Genomic DNA, 3,269 nt, shown 5'->3' with positions numbered 1-3,269 from the left:
GAAAGAGGTATGCTAGAAAGCATTTAAGAGTAAGTAGGCAACGTAAAGGCTTTGTCGCAAAAGAGGCATTGCGCGTCATTAAATCTAACGATTTTATCGCTTACGAAGATTTAAATGTTAAAGGCATGGTAAAAAACTCTAAACTTGCTAAATCTATTAATGATGTGGCTTGGTCAACTTTTCGGCAATGGTTAGAATATTTTGGTTTTAAATATGGTAAGGCTACGGTAGCAGTAGCCCCCCATAACACGAGTCAAAACTGTTCTAATTGTGGTCAAAAAGTAGCTAAATCTCTATCTACTAGAACCCATGTTTGTCCCCATTGTGGCTATGTAGAAGATAGAGATATTAACGCCGCTATCAATATTCTCAAAAAGGGACTAAGTACGGTAGGGCATACCGAAACTAATACGCTTGGGGAGAGATTCCCTCTGGTTTGGTTGGATACGTCCTGCCAGATCAAGGAAACTCGATGAACCAAGAATCCCTCGCTTTTAGCGATGGGAGTGTCAACTTTGATAGTTATGCCAATCGAACTAGATTTGGGACACATCGCGCCTTAAAACGCTTTATTCACTTTGCTCGCCATAATCGCTATATTCTACAATGCGATATCTGTCAATATTTCCCCAGCATCGACCATGAAATCCTAAAAAGTACCTTACATCGTAAACTCAAATGTCCCCGCACCCTAGCCCTAATCGATCTAATTATTGATAGTAGCAATCCCCAAGATCCCGTATCTAACTACTATCCAGGTGATGACCTGCTAACCCCGCTCCAACGTCGTCGAGGACTTCCTATCGGTAATCTAACCAGTCAATTTTTTTCTAATGTATTTTTAGACGGATTTGACCATTTTGTCAAAGAAAAATTGAAAATTCAGCAATATTTGCGCTATGTTGATGACTTTGCTCTATTTAGTGATGACAAAGAGATACTCCAACAAGCACGGCAGGATATAGAAGCCTACCTTACGACCTTACGGCTAAAAATTCATCCCGTCAAAAGCCAACTCTTCGCTACTGTTCACGGTGCGAATTTTGTCGGATATCGAGTGTTGCCAGATCGTATTCGAGTTCGTAGCGATAACCTACAACGGGGAAGACAGCGTTTACAAAGTTTACAAAGAGAGCTAGAAGCGGGTCTTTTGAGCCAAAGCGAATTCGAGCGAAGATTAACCGCTTGGTTCGCTCACCTGAGCCATGCGGATAGCCATCATTTGCGCCAAAAAATCTTAAAAAGTATTGGCAGACTATCCTAAATAACCACTGAGTCGGCATAATAAAAACATTGGGGTCGGCAATAGAGCGGCGGTTCTTGGAACAACAATCCGAGGAACTGTCGCAGTGCGAATCGTAACAGGAACAACCCCGACAACCGCAACAACAACAACAACGGTTTTCGAGTTGTCTGCCGCTTCCCCAGCACTTTCCCACTGTGGTGAATATTTGCCAGAGTTAATTCCAGAGCCGGTGGATGGGAATCCATCGGGCGTGAAGTAGGGAAAGTCCAGACCGACTCCGGCGATATCCTAGAGGTATCCAAAAATCAACCGAAAAGGAGAGCTTGGTAGGGAAACCGAAGAGTTCTTCTTTTCAATCCACCGGCGAACGACAGCAGTGACCATCACAATTATCAGTAAGCTTAGTCAGCAGATAACGGTTTATCAAGAACCCCTAATAGAACTCTCTCTCGTCCTCGTACCGTCCGGTGAATTTCTGATGGGATGCCCGAAGGGAGAAAATGGTGATGAGGATGAACGACCCCAACACCCCGTCAGCGTAGAGAGCTTTTTGATGGGACAAACCCCGATTACCCAAGAGCAATGGGCGGTGGTCGCGGGTTGGGAGAAGGTAGTAGAATATCTAAATCCCGACCCTTCGCAGTTTAAAGGCGACCCTCGGCGACCCGTGGAGCAGATTAGTTGGCGAGATGCGATCGAATTCTGCGCGCGGCTACGTCGGAAGACCCAGAAAGATTATCGGCTACCCACCGAAGCGCAGTGGGAATACGCCTGTCGAGCGGGAACCACAACCCCCTTTTACTTTGGCGAAACCCTGTCAACGGAATTGGCTAATTTTGATGGTAACTATACCTACGGCCCTGGCAGTAAAGGCGAATATCGAGAAGGAACAACTCCGGTTAAGAGCTTTCCCGCGAATGCTTGGGGAATCTATGATATGCACGGCAATGTCTATGAATGGTGTTTAGATCCTTGGCACAACAGCTATCAGGATAAAACACAGACCGATAGCGAAGTTTGGGATGAAGAACAAAGCGCGGAGCAATATTTACTTGATGAAAATAATGTTATACAACTATTAAGTAATCAAAGAATAAGGGTACTACGCGGCGGTTCTTGGAGCCTCGATCCGAGGAACTGTCGCGGTGCGAATCGTCTCTGGGACCTCCCCGGCAACCGCCTCAACTACAACGACGGTTTTCGAGTTGTCTGCCGCTTCCCCAGGACTTGATTTCCCTTTATTCTTTTCTCTTTTTCCCTTTTCCGGCGATTTTTTTATTGCTTATAGTACATATAGACTATTCTTGATACTGTAGAAGAGAACTCTCTAACCCTTTTTCTCTTTTTTCCCTTTTTACCCTCATTCCCTATTTTTTCTCTTTTCTTTTCTTTCCCACCTAAGGGCGGGTCGATTTTTTTGAGAAAATGGCGTTAATGTTAAATTTTATGAAGGCAATGAAAGAGTTATCGGTGATTCAAAAGTGCTATGATTTGGTGAAGTGGTACGTTCCGATTATAGAGCGTTTTCCTAGGGTTCACAAGTTCACGATAGGGGACAGGGTGATCAACCAACTTTATAGCATACTAGAGAATTTAATCAGGGCTAAATTTGCCAAAAGTAAGCTTGCCAAACTTGAATATATCAACACCGAGTTAGCCGTTCTCAGACATCAGACCCGACTTTTATTAGATTTTAAGTTGATCGATCTGAAACGCTATGAATACGTCAGTCAGTTAATCGATGAATTGGGAGGAGAATTAGGTAACTGGATTAAAACCCAACGTGAACGAGAAGCAAAACCAGATTAATTTATTGTCATCATCGGAAATTTAAATGAAGCGTTACGGTAATCTCTATTCCCAAATTGTTAAATTTGATAACCCTGAGAGGGGGACAAGCGAGCTAGAAGGTAGATAGGGCAAGCGATATAGCTCTTTGTCCCTTGATGTAATCCTTCAACCGATAGCGGCTAATTTGCATTAGCTCTTCTATATTTTTTGGGAACATTTGATGTAGCCCGAG

The 3,269-nt window shown here is 43.7% G+C and carries 4 protein-coding genes and 1 pseudogene; all 5 read left to right on the top strand.

Translation table 11 applies throughout. From position 1 onward, the window contains the following. On the top strand, nt 1–476 hold a 476-nt coding region (locus IM479_RS09120; protein ID WP_287686732.1), incomplete at its 5' end, for an RNA-guided endonuclease InsQ/TnpB family protein. Beyond that, nucleotides 473–1,264 (top strand): RNA-directed DNA polymerase, encoded by a 792-nt coding sequence (locus IM479_RS09115; protein WP_287686731.1) that lies wholly within the window; start codon nt 473–475, stop codon nt 1,262–1,264. The genes IM479_RS09120 and IM479_RS09115, both read left to right, overlap by 4 nt. A 96-nt stretch (nt 1,265–1,360) precedes the next feature. Next, nucleotides 1,361–1,447: pseudogene (locus tag IM479_RS23030) on the top strand (hypothetical protein); the annotation flags it as partial. Between the two features lie 175 nt (nt 1,448–1,622). Then, complete coding sequence (locus tag IM479_RS09105) at nt 1,623–2,477, top strand: formylglycine-generating enzyme family protein (RefSeq protein WP_287686730.1); 855 nt, start codon at nt 1,623–1,625, stop codon at nt 2,475–2,477. A gap of 194 nt (nt 2,478–2,671) precedes the next feature. Further along, nucleotides 2,672–3,055, top strand: a complete 384-nt coding sequence (gene avd, locus IM479_RS09100; RefSeq protein WP_287699373.1) for a diversity-generating retroelement protein Avd — start codon at nt 2,672–2,674, stop codon at nt 3,053–3,055. Nucleotides 3,056–3,269: the final 214 nt, after the last annotated feature.

This window comes from Microcystis sp. M165S2, from assembly GCF_020245885.1.
Taxonomy (GTDB): Bacteria; Cyanobacteriota; Cyanobacteriia; order Cyanobacteriales; family Microcystaceae; genus Microcystis.
The sequence above is the reverse complement of the archived record's forward strand: the minus strand, read 5'-3'. Positions and strand labels throughout refer to the sequence as shown.